This window comes from Paraburkholderia sp. WC7.3g, assembly GCF_050436345.1.
GTDB lineage: Bacteria > Pseudomonadota > Gammaproteobacteria > Burkholderiales > Burkholderiaceae > Paraburkholderia > Paraburkholderia podalyriae.
This window is the reverse complement of sequence record NZ_JBNDMA010000002.1, coordinates 3819693-3842452: the sequence shown is the minus strand read 5'-3', so window position 1 is coordinate 3842452 and position 22760 is coordinate 3819693. Positions and strand designations below refer to the sequence as shown.

The 22760-nt window shown below is 58.8% G+C and carries 16 protein-coding genes, 1 tRNA gene and 6 pseudogenes; 9 read left to right on the top strand and 14 right to left on the bottom strand.

Translation table 11 applies throughout. The annotated features are described in order from the left end of the window. The first annotated feature begins 21 nt into the window (after window positions 1-21). Window positions 22-1089 (top strand): alpha/beta hydrolase family protein, encoded by a 1068-nt coding sequence (locus OKW43_RS29320; protein WP_429451255.1) that lies wholly within the window; start codon window positions 22-24, stop codon window positions 1087-1089. Window positions 1090-1487: 398 nt separating this feature from the next. Beyond that, window positions 1488-2468 (top strand): annotated as a pseudogene (locus OKW43_RS29315) (D-alanine--D-alanine ligase). Between the two features lie 368 nt (window positions 2469-2836). On the opposite strand, the gene OKW43_RS29310 reads toward OKW43_RS29315, so the two are convergent. Together OKW43_RS29310 and OKW43_RS29305 are read right to left on the bottom strand one after the other, a co-directional pair. Continuing rightward, window positions 2837-2913, bottom strand: a tRNA-Asp gene (locus OKW43_RS29310). 80 nt (window positions 2914-2993) lie between these two features. Continuing rightward, window positions 2994-3177: pseudogene (locus OKW43_RS29305) on the bottom strand (IS110 family transposase); the annotation flags it as partial. A 390-nt stretch (window positions 3178-3567) separates the two neighbouring features. On the opposite strand from OKW43_RS29305, the pseudogene OKW43_RS29300 reads away from it, so the two are divergent. Beyond that, a pseudogene (locus OKW43_RS29300) lies at window positions 3568-4813 on the top strand (pyridoxal phosphate-dependent aminotransferase). 50 nt (window positions 4814-4863) lie between these two features. Here OKW43_RS29300 and OKW43_RS29295 read toward each other — a convergent pair. The 3 genes from OKW43_RS29295 to OKW43_RS29285 are packed head-to-tail and all read right to left on the bottom strand — an operon-like array spanning window position 4864 to window position 5898. Further along, a complete protein-coding gene (locus OKW43_RS29295) occupies window positions 4864-5052 on the bottom strand; it encodes a hypothetical protein (protein ID WP_429451253.1) in 189 nt (62 codons plus the stop codon). A 2-nt stretch (window positions 5053-5054) separates the two neighbouring features. Beyond that, window positions 5055-5399, bottom strand: a complete 345-nt coding sequence (locus OKW43_RS29290) for a transposase (RefSeq protein ID WP_429451251.1) — start codon at window positions 5397-5399, stop codon at window positions 5055-5057. Next, the gene (locus tag OKW43_RS29285) at window positions 5377-5898 is read right to left on the bottom strand and encodes a helix-turn-helix domain-containing protein (protein WP_429451249.1); all 522 of its coding nucleotides are present in this window, start codon (window positions 5896-5898) and stop codon (window positions 5377-5379) included. Before OKW43_RS29285 ends, OKW43_RS29290 begins: the two co-directional genes overlap by 23 nt. Window positions 5899-5991: 93 nt before the next feature. Here OKW43_RS29285 and OKW43_RS29280 point away from each other — a divergent pair, with 93 nt between their 5' ends. The 3 genes from OKW43_RS29280 to OKW43_RS29270 all read left to right on the top strand — a co-directional run bounded on the left by OKW43_RS29280 (window position 5992) and on the right by OKW43_RS29270 (window position 9425). Next, window positions 5992-7014 carry an IS30 family transposase gene (locus tag OKW43_RS29280; protein WP_429445436.1) on the top strand — a complete coding sequence of 341 codons (1023 nt, stop codon included), beginning with the start codon at window positions 5992-5994 and terminating at the stop codon, window positions 7012-7014. 327 nt (window positions 7015-7341) lie between these two features. Then, entirely contained in the window at window positions 7342-7518 is a 177-nt protein-coding gene (locus OKW43_RS29275; RefSeq protein ID WP_187639514.1) for a hypothetical protein, read from the top strand. Between the two features lie 374 nt (window positions 7519-7892). Next, window positions 7893-9425 (top strand): TolC family protein, encoded by a 1533-nt coding sequence (locus tag OKW43_RS29270; protein ID WP_187639513.1) that lies wholly within the window; start codon window positions 7893-7895, stop codon window positions 9423-9425. A gap of 1460 nt (window positions 9426-10885) precedes the next feature. Here OKW43_RS29270 and OKW43_RS29265 read toward each other — a convergent pair. After that, window positions 10886-11101, bottom strand: coding sequence for a hypothetical protein (locus tag OKW43_RS29265; RefSeq protein ID WP_376776524.1), 216 nt, complete (start codon window positions 11099-11101; stop codon window positions 10886-10888). A gap of 154 nt (window positions 11102-11255) precedes the next feature. On the opposite strand from OKW43_RS29265, the gene OKW43_RS29260 reads away from it, so the two are divergent. Then, window positions 11256-11963: a response regulator transcription factor gene (locus OKW43_RS29260; RefSeq protein WP_187639512.1), complete on the top strand. Its 708-nt coding sequence runs from the start codon at window positions 11256-11258 to the stop codon at window positions 11961-11963. 484 nt (window positions 11964-12447) lie between these two features. Here OKW43_RS29260 and OKW43_RS29255 read toward each other — a convergent pair. The 8 genes and pseudogenes from OKW43_RS29255 to OKW43_RS29220 form a co-directional block, all read right to left on the bottom strand. Further along, window positions 12448-12672, bottom strand: a pseudogene (locus OKW43_RS29255) (transposase domain-containing protein); the annotation flags it as partial. 131 nt (window positions 12673-12803) lie between these two features. Beyond that, window positions 12804-13811: a tyrosine-type recombinase/integrase gene (locus tag OKW43_RS29250; protein WP_429445612.1), complete on the bottom strand. Its 1008-nt coding sequence runs from the start codon at window positions 13809-13811 to the stop codon at window positions 12804-12806. After that, window positions 13804-14769: a tyrosine-type recombinase/integrase gene (locus tag OKW43_RS29245; protein ID WP_429445610.1), complete on the bottom strand. Its 966-nt coding sequence runs from the start codon at window positions 14767-14769 to the stop codon at window positions 13804-13806. The genes OKW43_RS29250 and OKW43_RS29245 overlap by 8 nt, the downstream gene beginning before the upstream one ends. Continuing rightward, entirely contained in the window at window positions 14766-15413 is a 648-nt protein-coding gene (locus OKW43_RS29240) for a tyrosine-type recombinase/integrase (RefSeq protein ID WP_429445608.1), read from the bottom strand. The genes OKW43_RS29245 and OKW43_RS29240 overlap by 4 nt, the downstream gene beginning before the upstream one ends. A gap of 762 nt (window positions 15414-16175) precedes the next feature. After that, window positions 16176-17552: pseudogene (gene tnpC, locus OKW43_RS29235) on the bottom strand (IS66 family transposase); the annotation flags it as partial. Window positions 17553-17582: 30 nt separating this feature from the next. Further along, window positions 17583-17927, bottom strand: coding sequence for an IS66 family insertion sequence element accessory protein TnpB (tnpB, locus tag OKW43_RS29230; protein ID WP_183708802.1), 345 nt, complete (start codon window positions 17925-17927; stop codon window positions 17583-17585). A gap of 773 nt (window positions 17928-18700) precedes the next feature. Next, complete coding sequence (locus OKW43_RS29225; protein WP_429451246.1) at window positions 18701-19678, bottom strand: IS5 family transposase; 978 nt, start codon at window positions 19676-19678, stop codon at window positions 18701-18703. An 87-nt stretch (window positions 19679-19765) separates the two neighbouring features. Further along, window positions 19766-20572 carry an IS5 family transposase gene (locus tag OKW43_RS29220; RefSeq protein ID WP_429451244.1) on the bottom strand — a complete coding sequence of 269 codons (807 nt, stop codon included), beginning with the start codon at window positions 20570-20572 and terminating at the stop codon, window positions 19766-19768. 137 nt (window positions 20573-20709) lie between these two features. Between OKW43_RS29220 and OKW43_RS29215 the strand changes: the two are divergent. Together OKW43_RS29215 and OKW43_RS29210 are read left to right on the top strand one after the other, a co-directional pair. Next, window positions 20710-21520, top strand: a pseudogene (locus tag OKW43_RS29215) (IS5 family transposase). 29 nt (window positions 21521-21549) lie between these two features. Next, window positions 21550-22575: an IS630 family transposase gene (locus OKW43_RS29210; RefSeq protein ID WP_429451242.1), complete on the top strand. Its 1026-nt coding sequence runs from the start codon at window positions 21550-21552 to the stop codon at window positions 22573-22575. The last annotated feature ends 185 nt before the right edge of the window (window positions 22576-22760 follow it).

Sequence of the window (22760 nt, the reverse complement as noted above, 5' to 3'; positions counted from 1 at the left end):
CAACCTCACGGAATCTTATTTATGCAATGGCCTGGCCGATATTTGCGGCGTTTATCGCACCTTCTGCGCTGGAGACTCCGGCGTTTCCTGTTCGTCGCCTTTGGCGTTTGGGGCGTGGCCGAACCCGGTCTGGGGGCGCGGCCCGCACTGGGGCCGTTTGAGAATCCCCGGCCTGGAGAACTCAAGATCCCTGTAGGAAATGAGTCCTTCGATCCTGTGCAAGCTCTGAATGGTTCATTGAGTTCACTGGAACACTGTGCGCGGGTGCCTGATAGCCTCTGGGTTGAAGTCAACGGAAAGGGAGATTGCATCCGGTACTATGCGCATGGACTCTCGGAAGGTGAGAATCCGACCGCCCTTGTTTATTTCAGCGGCGATGTCATGCTGAGAACAGCGAAGGGAGTCAGGTACATTACACAAACCTACCGATCTGCTTCACCTACGGGGATTGGGAAGGAGATGGCTGACTGGTCTGCTGACGCGGGCGCCCCCGCGCTCTATCTTGCCCGCCCAGGTATCTATGGCTCCTCTGGTGACCATAACATGCGGCGCACTCACCGTGAGATCGAACTGATGGATCGCGCACTGCACCTGCTAAAGGAGCGTTACAACATCACGTCATTCATCCTGGCTGGACATTCGGCTGGAGGCCAGATCGTCGCCGCGCTCCTGAACAGGCGACAGGACATCGCGGCATCAGTGTTGTCTTCGGGCCTTGTTTCCGTGAAACAGGTTACTGCGTATTGGGAATTCAGGCGTGAGATTCCCGGCCGGCTCCTTTATGACGCCCAGAGCTTTTACGATCCAGTCGACGACATCGGGCATATTCGCCGGGACACACTACCGCAAATCTATCTCATTTCGGATCCGGAGGATCGTACTGTTCCCTTTTACAGTCAGCTATATTATGTCCGCCGCCTGCGCGGCGCCGGCCTGAGGCCGCATCACATCTACGCCCATGCTCCGGGGCCGCAACGTCACCTACTCGCCAGACACGCGAAACGCGCAGCGGCGCTATTGGCCCAGAGACAGTCTGCGGAGGAAATCCGCATGGCGCTTGCGAAACTTGATCTTCCGCAGGTACGGTAAGTCACCGGCGGAAGTGCGAACTCCGGCGAAGCATTCGCCGTAATGGTCACAGTGAGGGGCGCTGTCCAGCAAATTGGACCGTGCCCTTTTCGGGAAGCGGCTATCTCGGTCATCACTCCTTCGCCCATACCAGTGCGGACTGCTAATCGACACCCGGAGGCTTTTTTCATCAGCTCGTGCAATGGTGGGTGGTTTGTTGTTCGCTGCGTTTCGGGTTTCAACAGCCTGGTGTCCTGCTGAACGTCCCGCCTCGGTTCCCATCGCCGTTCGGTGGCGCGGAACGGGGGTCTATGCTCGGGGCGCTCCTGGTAGTGGCGCTCGCTCGCAATGCAGTGATTGCGATGATCGTGGTTTTCACGACGGGGACTTGGGCGCCTCGCGCAGAAAGATGTGGTGAGATGGGTGATATCGATCCCAAACGATTCGGCAAAGTGGCAGTGGTGTCTGGCGGTGTGTCCGCTGAGCTTGAAGTGTCGATCAATTCCGGCCGTCTCGTGCTGCAGGGTTTGCGAGATGGAGGCGTCGACGTACACCTTTTTGATCCGTCTGTAAGGCCGCTGTCAGCTCTGAAGGATGAGGGCTTTGCGCGCGCGTTTAACGTGCTGCGGCGGCTACGGCGAGAACGGGCAGATTCAGGGCGCGCTCGATTTCGACGGCATTGGTTATACGAGTAGCGGTGTACTCGGTTCTGCACTCGGGCTCGACAAGTTTCGCGCAAAACTCGTGTGTCAGCAGTCGGGCATTCCGACCCCGCCGTTCGACGCTGTGATGCGCGGCGACGATTACGATACGCGCGCGCGGGCGATCGTCGCGCAACCCGGCCTGTCGCTTTTTGTGAAGCCGGCGAGCGAAGGCTCGAGCGTCGCGGTGATCAAGGTAAAAGCGGCCGAGGCATTGTCTGAGGCGATCGCGCAAGCGGCAAAGTTTGACATGATAGTGCTGGTCGAGAAAAGCATCGAAGGCGGCGGTGAATACACTGCACGCATCGCGGGTGATCTCGATTTGCCAGTCATCCTCATCGTGCCGGGGGCGAGTTCTACGACTACGATGCGAAGTACATCTCCGACACGACGCAATACCTGATTCCGTGCGGACTGGCATCGTCGCAGGAGATGCGCCTGAAGGCGCTCGCGTGCCGCGCGTTTGAGGTGCTTGGCTGCAGCGATTGGGCCCGCGCCGACTTCGTGCTGGACGGTGAGGGCAATCCGTACTTCCTTGAAGTGAATACGGCGCCTGGAATGACCGATCACTCGCTGCCGCCGAAGGCCGCCCGCGCGGTTGGGATCAGCTATGAGGAATTGGTCATGAATGTGTTGTCACTCACGCTGAAGGATGACGGATCTGAACCGTCTCGATTTTGGTGGAGGCTCCAACTTTAGAAAAAACGGAGCCATGAAAAGTCGAAACGAGTTTTCTGTTGAAGTCCGTGAGCGTGCAGTGCGCATGGCGCGAGAGGATTGCGACGAGTACCCGCCACAGTGGGCGGCAATCGAATCCATGGCGCCCAGGATCAGTTGCAAGCCAGATGCTGGTGGGGGGTGGGGTCAAGCGAATGAAGCCGATAGCGGCGAAGGCGAAGGCAATGCCACGTCAGAACGCGAACGCCTCAAGGTGCTGGAGCGTGAAGTTACGGACGACGTAGCAGGGCTGGCTCTATGTCGTGTTCGTAATTTCGTGTTCGTAATTGATCTGTGCGGCGCAACGGCCCAAATAAAAAGGCGAATGAAGATTCGCCTTTTGGTGATGTTGGCGGAGTGGACGGGACTCGAACCCGCGACCCCCGGCGTGACAGGCCGGTATTCTAACCAACTGAACTACCACTCCTTAATCTGTGAGTTCAGTTTAGCGCATCTGAACGCGCTTTGCGAGCCAGATCTCTGTCAAAACGGGGGGTATGTGATTCGTCAAGCGGGGGTGGATTTTGGCGGGGAGCGGGTACCGTCGCGCATGGCGAACAGAACGTCGCAGCGTCGTCGGGCAAGAGCGATGAGCACCTGATTGTGGCGCTTTTACCTTGCTGAACCTCCGGCGTACTGGTCCCTTTGGGATTGGGTCGAGCAGGGCAGCGAAGGTAGAGAGGAAGATCGAGGACGACGGCATGATGCGCCCCCCGGGGAGGGCGTGTATGCGACTGGGGGCGAGAATCATCCCGCGCTTAGCAGGCCAAATCCTAAATTGTCGAGAAGTGGAGACTGTAGCGAGGGGTAAGAAAGTCGGACTGTCATTGCAAAAGAAAAGGAATCCTTTGCACCTGCTCACGATCTATCAATTCCTGGTAGCATCTCAACGGTCGCCGACATCCGTTAAGTTAACGTTGCTGCGCCGCAAATAAGTTTCATTTAAGTCGATTTGTTATGTTTTGTGGAATGCTAAATTGTTGGCTACACGGCAATGGGCTTCAGCACCTCATGGAGTTGCAGCTGTTTGGCATAGGCCCCACATGTTGCGGGTTTGCCCAAGTTGTTTATGTAGGATGAAGTGCCCGCCGTGAAACCGATTCTCAAATCCAACAAGTTATTGAATGTCTGTTACGACATTCGCGGACCTGTCCTCGAACATGCGAAGCGGCTCGAAGAAGAGGGTCACCGCATCATCAAGCTGAACATCGGCAATCTCGCGCCGTTCGGCTTCGAGGCGCCGGACGAGATCATTCAGGACATGATCCTGAATCTGCCCAGTTCGTCGGGCTACTCGGATTCGAAGGGCCTGTTCGCCGCGCGCAAGTCGATCATGCACTACACGCAGCAAAAGGGCGCGCACGGCGTCGAACTCGACGACATCTACATCGGCAACGGCGCATCGGAGCTGATCGTGATGGCGCTGCAGGGCCTCGTCAACGATGGCGACGAAGTGCTGCTGCCCGCACCCGATTACCCGCTGTGGACCGCCGGCGTAAGCCTCGCGGGCGGCACGCCGTGCACTACATCTGCGACGAGTCCAATAGCTGGATGCCCGACCTCGACGACATCCGCGCGAAAATCACGCCGAACACGCGCGCGCTCGTCGTGATCAACCCGAACAATCCGACCGGCGCGCTGTATTCGGACGAACTGCTGCTGGGCCTGATCGAGATCGCCCGCCAGCATGGCCTCGTGATCTTTGCCGACGAGGTTTACGACAAGATCGTCTACGACGGCAAGACACACACGTCGATGGCGTCGCTGTCCGAGGATGTGCTGACCGTCACGTTCAACAGCCTGTCGAAGAGCTACCGCTCGTGCGGCTACCGCGCCGGCTGGATGGCAATTTCGGGCCTGACCGGCGAGAACCGCCGGCTCGCGAAAGACTATCTGGAAGGGCTCGGCATCCTCGCGTCGATGCGGCTGTGTCCGAACGTGCCCGGCCAGTACGCGATCCAGACCGCGCTCGGCGGCTATCAGAGCACAACGACCTGATCGTGCCGGGCGGGCGCCTGTACAAACAGCGCGAACTCGCCTACGACATGCTGACGGCGATCCCCGGCGTCAGCTGCGTGAAGCCCGAGGCGGCGCTGTACATGTTCCCGCGCCTCGACCCGAAGGTGTATCCGGTCCAGAACGACCAGCAGTTCATCCTCGACCTGCTGCTCGAAGAGCGCGTGCTGCTCGTGCAGGGCACCGGCTTCAACTGGAAAACGCCGGATCACTTCCGCGTCGTGTTCCTGCCGAACGTCGACGACCTCGCGGATTCGATCAACCGGATCGCGCGCTTTCTCGACGGCTACCGCAAACGTCACACAGCCTGATGGTCCACCCACACAGCTGCTTCGCTTAAAACGCCGATTAAGCAAGCGTCTTAAATAATGCAGCATAATCTTGGTCGAACCGCGTTTGGCCTGATCCAGTGTCGGAAGCAGGCGTGGACGGCCTCGAGGACTTCGGCGAGCGTGGCAAAGTAGCAGTTATTTAATGTCAGGCGCCGCGTCAATTTCCAGACGCGCTCGATAGGCGTCAGTTGCGGACTATAAGGCGGCAGGAACAGCAACGTCAGGTGCCGTCGCTACTTTTGCAGCAGCGGATTAAGCAGATGGCATGGTGATATCTGGCGTTATCGAGCACGGCTACGATTTGCTTGCCGCTTCGTCGACGACACAGCAGTCGGCGCAGAAAAGACAGGAAAGTTTCTGCGTTGAACACAGGACAAACCTGCCACACGAAGCGGCCAGTGCTCAGGCTGACGGCGCCAAAGCATGCTACCGATTTGCGCGTGGGTGCGTGCATCAATACTGGATCGCGCACTTCCGGGGCCACCCCCATGCGACAGCGCGAGCCGTGCTGCTGAAAATGACGTTCATCCAGACTCCATAACTCAACGTCGTCGCGTTTTGCCACGTGCCGCGGTTTTTACCGCAGCAACGCGAGCAGGATCAGACTGGGCCACCTGCGGGCGTGGTTTGCGAAGCCGGAAACCCATCTGGCCAATCAGTCGCTGGCACTGACGCGCGCCGAGCCTGACGCCATAGTTCTTGTGCAAGTGCTCCGACAGAAGGGGGCCATCCCACAGGCCCGCCTCGAATCCGAACTCGCGTGGCGTCCTGCGCAGATCCGCCTCTACCCGACGCCATTGCGATTCATCCAGTGCGCGCGGACGTCCAGTCCGGTCGCCATCGCGCAATCCGTCAAAACCGCCTCGCTCGAAACGTCCGACCCATCGCTGCACTGTCGTTGCTGCCTGACCGAGCAACTGGCCAACCTCGGTGCATGAGTAGCCGCAACTAACCAGTAGTACCCCATGCATGCGGTGGTCATACCGCGATTCCTCACTGCGCTCAATTTCCTGTCGAATCGCGAGTTGCATGATCTCCGCATCTGCTATTTCAAGCTTGCGCATGGATGCCTCTCAAAAAAGAGTAACCATGCAATCATACTATGCTGGGCGCGATCAAATTTGAAGTGCAACACCTTGCTCGTGTAAGGTGTGCCAATGCAAAAAAGAAGTTACCAACAACTGCAGCCTGAAGAACGCATGACGATTGCAAGCATGAAGCAGCAGGGTTCGAGCGTTCAGGTCATCGCCCGAACACTCGGGCGCGCGGCGTCAACCGTGAGCCGCGAGCTGACCAGGAACACGTGTTCTGCCGTGGGCTATGCGTCTGCACCAGCGCAGGCGCTCAGCACGAGCCGACGCGAGGCTGCGCGCCCGTGTCCCAAGCTGCACCCTCAAAGCGTGTCGTGGCGCGTGGTACTCACCCTGCTGGAATGGAAGTGGTCGCCCCAGCAGATCTCAGGTACCCTCAAGCGCATGTGGCCCAACGATCCGACCCAGCATGTCTCGCACGAGACCATCTACACCGCCATCTATGCCCAGCCACGCGGCGAGCTGCGCCGCCAGCTTATCGCCTGTCTGCGCCACGGCCACAGCACGCGTATGTCACGCAAGCGGGGCACTGACCGGCGCGGCCAGATCCCCGACATGGTGAGCATCCATGTGCGCCCGCCTGAGGTCGATGACCGGGTGATGCCAGGCCATTGGGAAGGCGACTTTATCAAGGGTGCCGGCAACCAGTCTTCCGTCGGCGTGCTGGTTGAGCGCACCAGTCGCCTGGTGCTGCTGGCGAAGATGGACGACGCCACCGCCGCCTCGGCCCTGGCCGGCTTCACTGCGAAGCTGAATTCGATCGCTGCGCCCCTGCGCCAGAGCTTCACTTACGACCAGGGCAAGGAAATGACCCGCCATCAGGAGCTCAGCGCCGCCACCGGCGTGCGCGTGTACTTCTGCGATCCGCACAGCCCCTGGCAACGCGGCACCTGTGAGAACACCAACGGGCTGCTGCGTCAGTACTTGCCAAAAGGCACCGACCTCTCGATCTACAGCCAGGACGAACTCGATGCCATCGCCGACAGCCTCAACAGCCGACCGCGTGCTACGCATGCATTTCATTCGCCATTCGAGGTGTTCGAACGTATGCTCGCAACCGCTTCCATAACTTCAGCTTCCGTTCATTAACCCGCTGTTGCGCTTCACCTTTGAAACCGCCCTGCAATATTTATGTCGGCGTGTTTGGCTCCATCTACAGACGCCTGCTTTCAGCTTTCAGGCGAGACTACTCCATCTCTTCCAGCGCCCACAACCTATGCGCCCGCGCTGCTCAATTTGCCCGTCTACTTTCACCCAATTGCGCAATGTTTTGCCGCGACATCTTCAATTCCCGGGACACCGCCCGGATGCTCTGCCCTTCCCGGATCCGTTGCACTGCCGCCGCCTTGAACGCCTCCGCACATGCCCGGTTCGGCGTAAGCGGCTCGTGCGGGCCGTTGCAGACGGTGACCGCGGTTGGAACTGAAGAACGCGCTGAGTTCTGGCGGCATCTGGCTGCAAGGTTCGCATCGGTTCAACGAACTCGAGAACTATCTTGTGCCGCCCGCGAAGTTCGCCAGCCTCAAGCAGGCCAGCGAATTGCCGCTGGCCGTAACCACAGAGACGGCGTCGAGAATTCGGACGGGTCGCTAAGTTGGAAACCTAAGGCCTTGGTCGGCCATGATGCCGGACAAAGAGGAACCCAGAAATCACGAAACCGAATCGATGTGCACACTCCTCGGCGTTCAAGGTAAAGGTGGCGCAGGCGGAACTGGTCCAACCAATCGAAGTCACGCCGATATACAAATTCGTACTGGTCCTGTCACTCCGGTGCTGCAGTCCGATTCCGCCGGCTGACTGATTTTCCGACAATGAGATCCAGTACGAAATTTCAAGTTTCTTTCATCAGTCACGCGAAGTAGCCGAGGCAAACCCAGAGACGACGAAGATTGTTTCATCGTTCTGTCAATTCCAGGTCTCGGCTCATGTGTCGCGTCACCAACGATCAATCTGAGCGGTTTCCGATCATGACTCAAGATATTCGACCTGACGTGCAAAATGCGGTGCATGCCTTTACCCACCGGGACGGCCTCCCCGGTTTGGAACGCCGCCCCATGGCATGGCTGACTTTGGCACTTCTTAGCTTGCTGGCGAGTGGCCATGTAGGTGCGCAAACGAAGCCTGATCAGGCATTGGTAAGCGATGCCGCGATTGCACTGAAATCAATTTCGGCGGAGGCGAAACACCCGTCAACGTCGACGAGCCGAACGCCCCCAGCAACGTTCGCGCAGTGGCTTGAAACGCAACCGTCCAGTCCCGATGGCGTGCCTTCGACGGATTCCACCACGCTACGTCGCATCTTCCTTAACGCTGTCGAGAAGGCAGAGAAGCGCAGTCCCGAAGTGGGACAGGCGTATGCAGACTACGAAGCCGCGAATGCAGATGTCGACGAGGCGAAAGGGCAGCGATGGCCACAAGTTGACATAGGCTCGCAGACGCAGGGACTTAAATTTGGTCCTGGCAATCGGAATGGCTACGACAACGGCAATGTGGTTACGGCGACCATCACCACGACGGTGTACGACTGGGGCCGCACAAAGAACACTATTGGAAGCCGTGAGCATCTCTCGGATGCCGCGCGCAGCAATTACGCGGTGGTTCGCGACCAGAATGCGTTCGACGTGACGAGCACGCTTGTCGAGTTGGGCAAGCAACGCGCGATAGTTGGCCTGAGCCAGCAATTCGTCGAGCGCATGGCGACGCTCGTGAAAATGCTGAGTGAAATTGTGGCTGTCGACCGAGGTCGCGGCAGCGAACTCACGCAGGCGAAGGCCCGTCTGCTGCAGGCTGAAGCCGCGCGTGATTCCGCACAAGCTAAGGTGCGCGATGCAGAATTGAAGTTGCAAAAGCTGGTGGGTGAGACCACGCCGCCGCTTCCGCCCACGCACCACTGGCCCATCCGACCGGGCAATCTGCCGCAACTTCTGCAGCAGGTAGATACTCACTCGAGCCTGCGACAGATTCAGTCAGAGGCTAATGCGGCCAACCTGAATGCCAAGGCGGTGAAAGCGTCAGGGCTGCCGTCGGTGAACTGGGTTGTCAGTGCGAATGCCGGCGTCGGAGGCGCGGGACAACGAGCGCCATGGCAGACCATGATGACGCTCAACTGGGCAGCATTTCGCGGCGGCTCAACGCAGGCGGCGACGGCTGCGGCCGGGTATCGAGCACAGGCTACGTGGCAGCGCTTCGATCAGCGGCGGCGTGACCTTGAGTATGGGATTCGCGCCGCGGATCAGGATGCGCACACCATGCTCAGCCGCGCGGACCAATACGAGCGACTATCCGCCGAGACGGATCAGGTGCGCAAGGCCTTCTTCGAACAGTGGTACCACTTGGGCAAACGAACCCTGCTCGATGTGTTGCTCGCCGAGAATGATCACTATGGCAACAGCGTGAGCGAAGTGACGAATCGCTTCGACGCCTACGCGGCGGTACTGCAGGAATACGCGGCGGCAGGTGCCTTGGTTGACTGGCTAGAGACTGCTCGCTCAGCCGGTTGAGCGCACGGAAGCGGGATTGCTGGACGCAAGCGATGATCGACCGTACGCATGTGCTGTCGATTCCGCAATAGACGCGGCTGGCCGGCATCGCGAGATCGAGCACGTATTACCGACAGTGGCCGGTGAGCGAGGCCAATCAGTTGCAGATGCGACGAATCGACGACCGGCACACGGATTTTCCTGTTTGTCGGAGCTCGGATCCGGCCGCGCCTGTTGCATCGGGAAGGCCATGACGGTGGCCGCCGCCGCACCGACCGCTCACCGACGATATCAACCTTGAGATCGGTCGTGGGCTGTGGGTGGTCGAGCTGGAAGAAGTGATGACGATTGGAGAACTGCAGCGTCGGGGACGCTTTTTGTCTCCGTCATCGCCGCTCGACTGAACATGGGCCGCAAGACGATACGCAAATACGAAGGATAGCGATCAGGCGTGCCGCTACGGCCCGGGTGCGCCGCGACCGTGGTAGTCGACTGTTCGTCACCTTGATGACCGAACACGAACGCATGTGCCGGCAATGAGCGTTGAACGGCTGTCATGAAAGCAGCTTCGGAGAAATCCACAGGCCGAGTGCGTTGTCTTTGTAAGAATATTTGTTCTTGTTTGCAAACCAGATTGTAGGATCGGTCAAAGCTTTGTCAGCTATCGCTCTGCGACGTGTCATTCCGGCAATTCAGGTCAGTCGGATGTTTCCGGACGGTTGCCCATTATTTTGGGTTGCCGCGATTGTTGTGCACGATATTCTGACATAATCACTCAACGTCAGGATAACTAGGAATGTGTCTGAATGAGCGCTTTTTCTTGAGCTGGACAAACCCGCCACACTCGAGCGGGAAGAGGTGGTCTCGCTCTTTCGGACGGGTTTTCGATACTTTCAAGTGGAGCGTCCGAGACAATCATGCTGCCGAGTTGATCGCACGCAGCGTAGCGACGTGCCTCACCCGGCGTGTGCCAGGCTCGAATGGGGCCATTTCCAGTTGTACAGCTCGATGTATTCGCCAATGGAGCGCCGAGCATGGCTGACCGACTCATTGGCCTTCAGAGAGACTTCCTCGTACTTGATGTTGGGCCGGGCTCATTCGACGACCGCGTTGTCACGCGAGCTGCCACGGCCATCCATCGGCAGCCGGATGCCTCGGTCCAACAAGGCATCGGTGAACGGGTCCCCCGTGCACTGGCTGCCTTGATGGGTGCTCACGATGTCGGGCAGCGAGTGGCGCGCGAATGCTTCCTCGAGTGCGTCAATAGCGTCCTTTGCTTGCAGCGTGATGGCGACCCGGTTTGCGAGTACTTTGCGATTCGTTCAGTCCGCCACCGCTGTGAGAGTCACGAAGTCACGCACCGTTGGAATATACGTCGTGCCGCGTGTCCACGCCTGGTTGGCCCGCTTGATCTGCAGGCTGCGCTGCAAATGCGGGCAGACACTGTGTTGTTCGTTGCCGCGGCTGGTGTTTGGCTTGCACTACAGCGACTGCGCACCCATGAGCCTCTGTGCTGCGGCAAACGGAAACTCCGTATGCAGTTCGTCGATTCGTCGCATCAGCAACTGTTTGACCTCTCTCACCGGCCGCGGTCGGGAATGCGCGAATTCGGCCAGCGTCCGCTCGAATTTAACCGCTGCCAGCGCCACCTTGGCTTTGAACGCGGAAAAGTGCGTCCGCCGGGTTCTCTTGGTCATCTTTCGGGTTCCTTTGCCACGACTATCGCTGGCCCAGGCCCCGGTCAATCGATTTGCTCGGCTATCCGAATCGGTGCAGCCGTTTCCCAATCATTATCGATTTATTCAAAATCTGTAATGTATGTGACTACATTTCAATGCAGGAAAACTTCAAATGGATGATTTCACCATCCGGGTCATTCTCGCCGATGACCATCCAGCAGTCGTTGCCGGATTACTTCATACGCTCAAGAAGCATCGCACGCTTGACGTTGTGGATACGGTTGGCAATTCTACCGAATTACTTGCCGCACTTGGCAAGCAGCCGTGCGACGTACTCGTGTCGGATTACGCGATGCCCGGCGGCGATTACGGCGACGGCATCACACTGTTTTCGTTTTTGCGGCGCCGGTACCCGGCTCTACGGATTGTCATATTGACCATGATTGACAATCCTGGTGTTATTCGCTCCATTCTCAAACTAGGCATTGAATGCATTCTCAGCAAGGCTGATACGACGGATCATCTGCTAGCGGCAATTCATGGCGCATACGCAAATGGTCGTTATTTTTCCCCTGCCATATCGAAGATTGTCTGGCAGCTCGACATCGAATCGGCGGGTTCCAGTAGCCGCGCGCTCACCAAGCGTGAATCTGAAGTAATTCGGCTGTTTGTATCGGGACTCTCTGTCAACGAAATTGCGGCGCGACTCAAGCGCAGTAAACAGACCATCAGCGCGCAAAAGACCAGTGCCATGCGTAAGCTTGGAGTGGAGACCGATACCGAGCTGATCAAGTACTCGATCGGCGTGGCGCTTGCGGAGGAGCCGGATAACGAAGACCGCAATGGTGGGCCGGACGACACAAAACCGGGGGCAAGCTAACGCCATCGGGCCGCGACAATCTTGGCGAGACCAGCGGTTCTGCTTGACGCTTATATGAACGCCGCCCGGCTTGCAAGGAAATAACACTGCGACGCTCGATGAGGGTTTGGCTGCAGGCTTATATCCGGCGTCTGCAGCGCGATGCTGCGCGCCCTGATGGAATGCGCCAAGAACGGCCTCTACTATCCAGCGCGCTCGAAGCGCTCAGCGTCAATCAGGCTTATGTTCTTGCGGTCCAACCTATCTTGCCATCACGTCGTTATTTACCTTCGCAACCTTCCAGCGTATTTGCGACTCGCTGTTTTGCTACGCTAGGCAGCCTGTCGCATGGTCGCATAGTCCTGCTGATACGTAAGCGGCTCGGCAGGGCCGGTCCCCGATTCGCGCGCGCGTGGGGCATGATGTGAGAGCGTGGGTAGGTCCGGCGTAGACCACGTGAAGATCGTTCCATGATCGTGGCCACGATCTATCTGGATCTACCCGGTCAAACCGTGGACGTGAGCGGAGCGGCCAGCTTCAGTTTGTCGGCCACGTTCCAGGGAAGCAGTTCGTCGATGCGGTTGACCTTGTGGTCCGCAATATGAGTGAGCACGTATTCGAGGTAGGCACGTGGGTTGACTTCGTTGAGTTTGCACGTACCGATGAGACTGTACATCGCCGCCGCGCGCTCACCGCCGCTGTCGGAGCCAACGAACAAATAGTTTTTCCTGCAATGCAAATATGTGCATTGCAGGAATAATGCGCAGTCGAAACTTATGCGGAGCCTGCCGCTGCCGGACAGTGCGATGCGAGTCGCCGAGCCGGTCCCCGAGTACTTTCGGTCCGGCGAACTGCGCATAATTACAGCGACTCCAGGAACTGGAGAATGCGGTCTGGCGGTCGATATCGACGGTTCTTCACCTGCGGCGGTTGAATGCTGTTCAGTGCTCGCTCCTTCATTGTCAAATCCGCTTCCATATAGCCGTGTGTTGTCGACGGGCTTTCGTGTCCCAACCAGAGTGCGATGACCGATAGGTCAACGCCTGACTGAAGTAGATGCATGGCAGTCGCGTGACGTACCAGGTGGGGAGAAACGCGTCGTTTGGCGAGTTGCGGACATTCGCCCTTCGCTCGCGTTACGGCGATTCTCATCCGGTCAGCGACGTTCGAGCGAGTCATCGCGTTCCCCGAGCGGTTTGGAAAGAGCCTCTGGCTCGCCACATCCTGGATACGTGGCAACCATCGTTTGATCAGCGTTGCTGTAGAACGCCATAGAGGTACCGTGCGCTCCTTGCGGCCCTTGCCAAGAATATGGACACAGGGTGACGAACCCAGGATGACATCGCCGACGCGCAGAGCGAGGATCTCTGAGACCCGTGCTCCAGTGTTATACATGGTTGCCAGCAGTACCGTGTCGCGTTGACCGCACCAGGTGTCTGGATCAGGCGCTGTTAATAGTTGCTGGACCTCGTCGCGCGACAGATATCCAACCATCGGTTTATCACACCGCTTCATTGGTACGGCGAGCGCGCGCTGTACAACGGCCAATGCTGAGAGGTCGCGGTGTGCAGCGTATTTCAGGAACGAGCGTAACGCAGCGAGGCGAACATTGCGCGTACGCGTGCTGTTGTGCCGATTCACCTCGAGATGTCGCAGAAAGGCCAGCACCATTGGCGCGTCCATATCTGCCAGCGTCAGGTCAGATGGGCATCTACCAACGCGATCTGATGCAAACAGGAGAAACAGACGAAACGAATCACGATAGCTCGATATCGTCTCCGGGCTGACCGCGCGTTGTTCCATCAACCGTTCGACGAAGAAGTCCTGCAGGAGCGTGGCGAAGGACGGTGCCAGACAGACTTTACTCATGGTCCACTCCCTCGGCGAGGCGCGCAAATTTCTCACTCGCGATTTCCATGAGATCCGGAACGGCAGTCAGATACCAGTAGGTATCGCTCGGTTTCACATGCCCAAGATACGTTGACAGGGCCATCATACGGTTGTCGACATTCACGCCTTCTTGATGCCACTTCAGAATGCGCCGACACACAAACGTGTGACGAAGATCATGGATTCGAGGCAATGCATGGTCCCCTCGAGCAATCCACCCGAGTTGCTCGCGAAGACGACCAAACGCCCAGTGGACTGTTCTGGTGTGCAACTTCCTGCCATCAAGATTCACAAAGAACGAATGGCACGGCTCAGCGGCGATGACCAGCGCACGGCGGACAGCGTAACGCTTCATCGCCAAAGTTACGGTGGGATGCAACGGGATAAGGCGCGATTTGTGGAACTTCGTCTTGCGCACAATTAGCGTGCCGCCAGCAATGTTCACGTCGTCTCGGGACAGATTGATGGCTTCCGAGATACGCAAGCCGGTTGCCGCAATCAGACCAAACAACGTTTCGTAGGTGAGCGGTCTGATCGAGCCGGCGGGCAACATCGCCGCCGACGCGGTGAGGAGTTCATCGAGTTCCCGCTCCGTGTAGATGTGCGGCGCCAGACGACGATGAGCCCGGCCGCACAGGTCGCGTCGCGGAACAACCGTATCGGGATAGAACTGTTTGAGATACTTCGCGAAGGGGCGAATTACCTCAATCCGTCGCGCCCACGTAATGGCCCTTTCGCTCGGTGTCGAGTGTGCCCAGGCGAGCGCCAGACTTTCGGTGATCGGACCGCGATGCTCCGTCGTATCCGCGAAGCGGGCAAAGTTCATCAGCACTTGCCCCGATATCCCAAGATCGAAGCCGAGACTGCGTCGCTCTGCGAGACACGTTTCCACGAGCGATACCATTGTGGCTGACGTTTTTTTGACGGCGCGCTTCATGATGTGCTCCCGGGCCAGGGAAGCGCCACGCCCTCCAGGCTTCGCAGGTCGATCTTCGTGTAGATAGCGGTGGTGTCGATGCTTTGATGGCGCAGTATGTCGGCTACCTCCTTCAACGACGAGCCTGATTGAAGGAGACGTCGGGCGACGCTGTGCCTCAGAAGATGAGTTCCCGATCGATCGGTCCAGCCGCAACGAACATATGCAGCATGCACTGCCTGATGAACGCGGCCAGTACCCAACGGAACGTCAACAGGTGCGCAATGCCGCACAAAGACAGCCCGTGAAGTCGTTGTTGCCTTCCGGGCCAACCGGATGTAGTCAGCGATCGCACGACCTGTCGGTTCCGGCAGCGGAACTGCGTACGCCCGTCTCGACTTGGTGCGATGGATTTGTAGCGTGCCTTCGCGCCAGTTCAAATCGTCGAGCTGGATTTGCACGACCTCCGCGGCCCGCAGGCCGAGATCTGCCAGGCATCGAGCCATTGCGTAGTCGCGCAAGCTGGAAGCCGTATCACGACCGAAGGAATTCAGGAACTGCCCGACCTGTGTGTCCGAAAGCGTTTCGGGCAGTGCCGCTAGCCTCCATCCGGCTACGCCCGGGACCGCCGCGATCAGCTCTTGAACGCGATCGTCGTATTGCATGGTCCTGAATCGCAGATAGCTGCGCAGCGTCACCCCAGCAACATGGGCTGCTCCCGCCTTGCACCCCGTAGGGTAATGCGTCACGAATCGGTGGATATCCTGGACCGTTAGCTGAGCCAGGTCTATGTGCTTGCGAGCGAAGTGGTGATGCAAGAAATCGCGAACTATTCGGCCGCGCTGATATCGCGTGCACTCGGCGAGACCGCATACGTCTCTGAGGTGTTCTGTGAATCGACAAACCTCATGTCGTAAAGAGTCCGATTCTGACCACAGATACCGAGGGACAGTGCACACTCCCAACACGACCAGCAGATGCCGGAGCGCAGCACTTACGTCTGTGCGACTTCTCGGAATGGGATCGGGGCAGTTGCATCGCCGGAGATGGTCGTTCACGAAGGTGCGGACAAGTCGATCGTCGACGCGAGCTATGCCTATGCGGTGTGTTGTAAGCCAATACGCGAAGTGTGCGACGCACCTCACGTAGCGATTGACAGTGCCGGCGGCGTAGCCGGTCTCAACAAGATATTCGCTGTAGCGCTCTGCGAAGGGAGCAAGGACGCTGTGCCACAACCATGCCTGGGGTTGTGGTCGTAGCGGAACCAGGGCGATCATGATAACTCTCCTGAAATGGATAACTACCCAAACAGGAAAGCACCTCTTTTATGCGCAGTTTGCTGCAACAGACAGATCCCTGCAACGCCCTTCGCACAGGCGCTCGTGACGTTCCATACGCGGTAAACTCCGCATAACTTGCGGCTGCGCATTATTCCTGCCCAACGCTACACAACGCAGGGCATTTTCTGCGAGTACATTGCTGATCTCGGCGCGTCCGTCCTCGCAATAGAACGTGAGCGCCGCCCAGTGGTTCAGCGAGTAGTTGATCGCGCCCGTGAGCATAGACTTCTTCGACAGCGTCGCAAGCTTGGCCCTGATCGTCGATTCGAACGTGTTGAGCAGAGGCTTGCTCTTCTCCTGCCGCACACGCAACCGCTCATCGGGAGGTTTGCCGCGAATGTCGGCTTCGATGCTGTAGAGCTCGCCGATCATCTCGAGCAGTTTCTGGGTATCCGGAGTCGGCGTACGCTCGTGAACGTCGTATATGTACCTCCTCGCGTGATCCCAGCATGCCGCTTCGAAGACGTCGCCGCTTGCGTACAGCTGATCGAAGCCGGCGTAGGCATCCGCCTGCAGGATTCCCTTGAAGTTGGCGAGGTGCGTTTGCGGATGAACACCCTTGCGGTCCGACGAGTACGAGAACCAGACTGCCGCAGGCTCCGTCGAGCCCGAGCGTCGATCGTCGCGCACATAGACCCAGAATCGGCCGGTTGTCGTCTTCTGGTTGCCCGGTGTGAGGACGGGAACCGTCGTGTCGTCGCCATGGAGCTTACCGGCAGCCAGCACGTAGCGCTGGATTGCTTCGACCAGCACCATGCAGAGTTCGACGATCTGGCCGACCCAGCGGCCCATGCTGGCGCGATCAAGCGTCACGCCGTCGCGCGCCGCGATCTCCGACTGGCGATACAGGGGTTGGTGATCCGCGAACTTCGATACTGCGATATCGGCCAGCAGGCTTGGATGTGCGATGCTGCGCTCGATTGGCAGGCCTGGCATCGGCAGTTGTTCGATATGCCTACAGCCGGGGCAAAGCAATTTGCGCCGGATCGTGCGGATCACCTTGAATGCGGCGGCTACGCGCGCGAGCTGTTCGGAGACGTCCTCGCCCAGCGGCTGCATGGTCGTCGCGCACCTGGGGCAGAGCGGATCAGGCTCGAGTACGATCTCCTCGCGCGGCAGGTGCGGCGGGAGCGGCTCTCGCGAAGGCGATTTGCTGGCCGGCGCATTCGGTGTCCTGTCGCGCTGGTTACGCGCCTCGGCAGCACCCCGGCCGGCGGTCAGGTCCTCCAGCTGCGCCTCGAGCTTGTCGATCTGCTTCGCGAGTTGCTCGGACTTGCGCCCGAAGTGCATCCGCCTGAGCTTGTCGATCTGCGCCTTCAGGCGCTCGATCTCGTCATCTCGCGCGGCGAGTTCCTCCACCATCTTCGCAATCGATGCCTGGTGCTCAAGCAGCGATGCCTGTTGCGCGAGCACCATGGCACGGAGCTCGGCGACAGTATCGGGAAGCGGCGCCTGATCGGACATGCGTCGCAGTTTACGAGCCTTCCTCGCGGTTTACAACATCGAGAGTGCGGCGGTGCGTCGTGGCTGTCGCCAGTCGATTCCCTCGAGCAACATCGACAACTGTGCGCTCGTCAGATGGATCTTGCCGCCATCGGCCTGTGGCCAGATGAAACGCCCTCGCTCCAACCGTTTCGCGAGAAGCCAGAGCCCGTCCTCAGTAGCCCAAAGCACCTTCACGAGATCGCCGCGGCGCCCGCGGAATATGAAGACGTTACCGCCCAGCGGATTCTCCTCAAGCGCCGTGTGTACCTTGGCAGCAAGTCCCTGGAAGCCGCAGCGCATGTCCGTAATGCCCGCAACAAGCCAGATACGCGTACCCGTTGGCAGAGAAATCACGAGCGCAAACTCCCCAACACCGTCCGAAGCATCTCAGCGTCGACAATGCCGTCGACCTTGACTACTGCCCGGCCAATCCGAACCTCGATTGAACCAGCCGGCCTCACGACCTCAGACTCTATTCCGGTCTTTTTCCAGCGCTGGCGCTCCTCATTCCCAACGTGCGGCGATCGCGACGGTCTCCGCCACCGCACCCTGAAGCCGAAGCGTCTCATCCAATGCATAGTCGTCCATACCGGCATATGGAGGTCGATAAGCACGACGTCGTACGAACGCTCCAGGGCACGGGGTACTGCGACGCTACCGCTATTGACGACATCGGCTCGATAACCGGGTGCGGTGGGTTGGGCGGCAATCAGCGCTCCATTAGCTGGGTATCAGGTTGCGATACTGGATGGGGTTCGATGGGCAGTCTTGAGACGGTGGCCGGATCGGCCAGGCCGCCGCGATCGGGGGCAACATGGCTGAGCAGTTCATGGACTGAACGTATGCGGTCCATCGTTGACGTCTATCAATTGGCAGTGACGTTGGCAATATAGGTGTCCACCAATTCGAGGTGGACACCTATGGCTGCCAAAGACTCAGAGTTACTAACCAGTGCATAAATAAGCGAACATAAATCGACGCCATGGTCTAAGGCTAAGCTGAACAAGCCACCAAATCGGCGACGTGTCAGCGACTTGAACGTCGCCAAGTCATGAGGCCGAGCTTAAGCCATTGCTTTTCGGCCCTCGCGGGCCTGTTGGGCGGGCACTTTGCCCGCCTTTCGCCCACTATGGGCGTACCGGTGCCATCAGTTTCTTTCGCGACAGGTAGACGTTCGCCAGCGCGAGCGCGACGAACGCCCGGTTGGCGTTCTTTGCCAGCCCGCGATAGCGCACCTTGGTAAATCCCCACAGTCGCTTCACGACCGCGAAGACATGTTCCACCCGGGCGCGAATCTTCGACTTGTTGCGGTTCTTGCCCCGTTGCACTTCGTCGACTTCGCCGCCCGCACGGCGCGTGCGCTGATTGGTAAAGTCGCGCGCCCTGGGCGCCTTGCTGTGGATCAGTTCCTTCTGGCTCGCATAGGCTCTGTCGCCGTAGACGCGCCGCTCCTGCCCGTGCAGCAATTGCGGCAGTGGATGCTTGTCATGCACGTTGGCCGGCGTGAGCACCGCGCTGTGCGCCAGACCGCTTTGGCTGTCCACACCGATGTGCAGCTTGGCGCCGAAATACCATTGGCGACCCTTGCGGGTCTGATGCATCTCGGGGTCGCGCGCCTTCTGCTCATTCTTCGTCGAGCTCGGCGCGCCGATGATCGTCGCGTCCACGATGGTGCCGCTTTTGAGCTTCATGCCGCTGGCCTGCAGCACCCGGCCGACTTCGGCAAACAATTGCGCGCCCAGTTTGTGCGTCTCCAGCAGGCGCCGGAATTTGAGCAGCGTCGTCGCGTCCGGTACGGCTTCACAACCCAGGTCAATTCCGGCAAAGCGACGCAGGCTGGCGCTGTCGTAGAGCGCTTCTTCGCAAGCGAAGTCGGCCAGATTGAACCAGTGCTGCACGAAGTGGATCCGCAGCATGCGCTCCAGACCAATTGGCGGGCGGCCATTGCCGCGCTTCGGATAATGCGGCTCGATCACCGCGCACAACTGCGACCATGGCACGATCGCATTCATCGTGTCGAGAAACTCGTCGCGCCGCGTGCGTTTGCGGTGGGTCTCGAAACCCGCACCTTGATCGGCTGCCATCGCCAGCGTCTGCTGCTTCATCCTGTTCTGCCTGCCTCTTTAAACACGATCTATATAACGCGTGAAGTACCAACTCGGTGGACTTGATCAGCATTGCCCTAGAGGGTGTTAGGCACTTTTGTTAAGGGCTGCAAAGTGAACAAGCATAAGCACGGAGAATACGACGAAGTGCAAACCGGCCAAGGTTTCAGGCAATCGCTCATAGTCTCTGGCCAGTCGGCGGAAGCGGTTGAGCCAGCCGAAGCTGCGCTCGACCACCCAACGGCGCGGCAACAGCACGAAGCCCTTTTTCGCCTCCGACAGCTTGATTACCTGAAGCTCTATTCCTTCGTCGAGTGCAGCCTGCGCAGGCTCTTCGCCGGTATATCCCTGGTCCGCGAACGCCACCTTGACCGTCTGGCCGGTGGCCTGCTGAACCTGACGGGCCAGTTCTCCGACCTGCGCGCGTTCCTGTTCGTTGGCCGGCGTAACATGCACAGCAAGCAGTTGCCCCAGAGTATCAACCGCCATGTGGACCTTGCTGCCGCGTTTGCGCTTGTAACCGTCGTAACCGGCGCGAGGTCCACTTTCGCAGGTCGACTGCAGCGTCCGTCCGTCGAGAATGACCGCGCTGGGTTGGCCACGACGCTGCTGCGCGATCCGGATGATCGAACGCAGGTCATTGACTATAGCCTCGAAACAGCCGGCCTGAATCCAGCGTTGCGTCTGCTGGTAGACCAGTTCCCAGGGCGGAAAGTCATTTGGCAACAAACGCCATGGTGCACCCGCGCGTACGATCCAGCGTAGCGCGTTGAACATCTCGCGCAGTTCGTAACGGCGTTGCGGTGCGTCCTTGTTCATCAAGGTCAGGTACGGAGCGGCGAAGTACCATTCCTCGTCCGACACATCCGTTGGGTATGGCCTGCGTTTTTTCATCCTGCCAGGATACCAGGTCCGACAAAAAGTGCCTAACACCCTCTAAGCTTTAAGAACTCTTAACAAAATAAAGAAAGGGGCTGTTTACTCTCGATGAATCCTGTTAACCTTTTCATTGTTTCGACGACGAAAAGGACATGGCTAAACCCATACTCGACGACGAACTTTGGGCACTCATCGAACCATTGCTGCCCCCTCCCAAACCAAGGCGAAGCCGTTATCCAGGGCGCAAGCCACTCGATGATCGTGGGCTGCTCACGGGCTTCTGTTCATCCTGCAGACGGTCCTGCGCTGGGACCTGCTGCCGCGCGAGATGGGCTGCGGCAGCGGCATGAGTTGCTGGCGCCGTCTGCGGGACTGGCAGGCTGCCGGCGTCTGGGACCGACTGCATGAAGTCCTGCTCGCAAAGCTGCGCGCGGCTGACCAGATTGACTGGTCCCGTGTCGTCGTCGATTCCTCCTCGATCCGCGCAGTGGGCGCAGGTCAAAAACGGGACCGAATCCCACGGACCGCGCGCGACCAGGTTCAAAGCACCATCTCATCACCGAAGCACAGGGCATCCCGCTCGCGGTAATCCTCACGGGCGCCAACCGTAACGATGTTACCCAGCTTCACCCACTGGTTGACGCCATCCCGCCCATTGCTGGCAAGCGCGGCCGGCCGCTTTCGAAGCCCCGCATTGTTCAGGGCGACCGGGGCTACGATCACGACAAATACCGCCGTCCGCTACACGCAGCCGGCATCGTGACTGAAATCGCTCGACGTGGCGAGCCACACGGCAGCGGACTCGGCAGAACACGCTGGGTTGTCGAGCGCACCATTTCATGGCTCCATAACTTTCGACGACTGCGCATCCGCTTCGAACGTCTTGCATTCATCCATGAAGCCTTCATGAAAATCGCCTGCTGCATCATCTGCTGGCGAAAACTGAAGAACTCATTTTGTTAACGCTTGTAAGGGGCTTAGGGAGAGGCGAGATGCGCGAGGACGACGGCCGGCAGCTTTCACATGCAACGCTGGAAGAGATCCGCATTCGGGCGGTCAAGCGTGTCGAAGCTGGCGAGTCGCCGGAGGACGTGATCCGCACGCTGGGATTCTCGAGAGCGCGTATTTACGAGTGGTTGGCGGCCTGGCGCGAAGGGGGCATCGAGGCGTTACGAGCCAAGGCAATCCCTGGTCGACCGATGAAGCTGCCGTCCGAGGCTATCCGCTTCGTCTATCAGACGGTCACAACGAAGAACCCAATGCAGATGAAGTTCGAGTTTGCATTGTGGACGCGAGACATGGTGCGGGAGTTGATTCGCGATCATTTCAACGTCAGGCTCTCCGAGGTGTCTGCCGGTCGACTGCTGCGCAAGCTCGGGCTTTCACCCCAGCGGCCGCTTGCGCGTGCTTACCAACGCGACCCTGAACTGGTCGAGTCATGGATGCAGAACGAATACCCGGCCATTGTCGGGCAGGCCAAACGCTGCGGGGCACAGATCTTCTTCGTCGACGAATCGACGGTGCGATCGGACTATCACAGCGGCACGACCTGGGCACCGGTCGGTCAAACACCGGTAGTCGAAGTCACTGGCGCGCGCTTCAAGGTGAACCTGATCTCAGCGATCAGCCCGCGTGGTCAACTTCGATTCATGTGTTTCGAAGGCAGCTTCAAGATCCCCGTGTACGTCGACTTCGTCAAACGGCTGATGCTCACCGCTGATGCGCCTGTCTTCCTGATTGCCGATGGTCATCCGGTACATCGTTGCAAAGCGATCCGGCAGCTTGCCGCAGAATCGGATGGGCGCCTTTGTCTGTTCTTCCTTCCTGCTTACTCGCCAGATCTGAACCCGGACGAGTTGGTATGGGGTTATCTCAAACATCACAAGATCGGCAAGCTTGCCATCAAAGGTCCGGGGCATCTCAAGCAGCGTGTTCGAGCGGTTCTGCGCTCGCTGCAGAAGATTCCAGCCCTGGTCCGATCCATGTTTCAACATCCGTCAGTCCGCTACGCGGCATGATTCATGTCCGGTTACTTTGTTTCGGCTTAGTAACGTCGGTCGTCACCGTTTACAAGCCATCGCCCTTCAATCGCACAGTCACGAGCGACTTATGGGTAACCCTGAGATCAAATCCGGGGCGGCTCAGACAGATGTTGCATGACTTGCGTCGATTGGCGCGTTATTCATTGACGCGGGGCATAAAC

Excerpts from the sequence above, each read along its gene's own strand:
- OKW43_RS29320 (WP_429451255.1), top strand. The coding sequence starts at position 22 with ATGCAATGGCCTGGCCGATATTTGCGGCGTTTATCGCACCTTCTGCGC.
- OKW43_RS29285 (WP_429451249.1), bottom strand. The coding sequence starts at position 5,898 with ATGCGCAAGCTTGAAATAGCAGATGCGGAGATCATGCAACTCGCGATT.
- OKW43_RS29280 (WP_429445436.1), top strand. The coding sequence starts at position 5,992 with ATGCAAAAAAGAAGTTACCAACAACTGCAGCCTGAAGAACGCATGACG.
- OKW43_RS29270 (WP_187639513.1), top strand. The coding sequence starts at position 7,893 with ATGACTCAAGATATTCGACCTGACGTGCAAAATGCGGTGCATGCCTTT.
- OKW43_RS29265 (WP_376776524.1), bottom strand. The coding sequence starts at position 11,101 with ATGACCAAGAGAACCCGGCGGACGCACTTTTCCGCGTTCAAAGCCAAG.
- OKW43_RS29260 (WP_187639512.1), top strand. The coding sequence starts at position 11,256 with ATGGATGATTTCACCATCCGGGTCATTCTCGCCGATGACCATCCAGCA.
- OKW43_RS29250 (WP_429445612.1), bottom strand. The coding sequence starts at position 13,811 with ATGAGTAAAGTCTGTCTGGCACCGTCCTTCGCCACGCTCCTGCAGGAC.
- OKW43_RS29245 (WP_429445610.1), bottom strand. The coding sequence starts at position 14,769 with ATGAAGCGCGCCGTCAAAAAAACGTCAGCCACAATGGTATCGCTCGTG.
- OKW43_RS29240 (WP_429445608.1), bottom strand. The coding sequence starts at position 15,413 with ATGCAATACGACGATCGCGTTCAAGAGCTGATCGCGGCGGTCCCGGGC.
- OKW43_RS29225 (WP_429451246.1), bottom strand. The coding sequence starts at position 19,678 with ATGAAGCAGCAGACGCTGGCGATGGCAGCCGATCAAGGTGCGGGTTTC.
- OKW43_RS29220 (WP_429451244.1), bottom strand. The coding sequence starts at position 20,572 with ATGAAAAAACGCAGGCCATACCCAACGGATGTGTCGGACGAGGAATGG.
- OKW43_RS29210 (WP_429451242.1), top strand. The coding sequence starts at position 21,550 with ATGCGCGAGGACGACGGCCGGCAGCTTTCACATGCAACGCTGGAAGAG.